The 334-nt window shown below is 64.7% G+C and carries 1 pseudogene; it reads left to right on the top strand.

The annotated features are described in order from the left end of the window. Window positions 1-334, top strand: a pseudogene (locus AAEZ05_RS28025) (molecular chaperone); the annotation flags it as partial.

The following is a 334-nucleotide window of genomic DNA, read 5'->3' as shown; positions in this document are numbered from 1 at the left end:
GCCACCAACCGCGACGGCCTGATGGCCAGCCCGGCGCGGCTGATCGTGCCGGCGGGCGGGCGCCAAGGCACACGGTTGCTGTACATGGGCCAGCGCGACAAGGAGCGTTATTTCCGCGTGCGCTTCATCCCGGTGGTGCCGGAAAAAGAAGACGACTTTGCCGTGACCGACGAAGAACGGGCCGATTACAAGGACGCGCTGGCGGCCGGGGTCAACGTCATGGCCGGTTACGGCACGGTGTTCTTCGTACGCCCACAGAACACCCGTTTCGACACGCAGATCAGCCAGACCACCAGCCAGTACACCTTGCGTAACGCTGGCAACAGCGTGGTGG

This window comes from Pseudomonas sp. HY13-MNA-CIBAN-0226 (assembly GCF_040310305.1).
Taxonomy (GTDB): Bacteria; Pseudomonadota; Gammaproteobacteria; order Pseudomonadales; family Pseudomonadaceae; genus Aquipseudomonas; species Aquipseudomonas gregormendelii.
The sequence above is the reverse complement of the archived record's forward strand: the minus strand, read 5'-3'. Positions and strand labels throughout refer to the sequence as shown.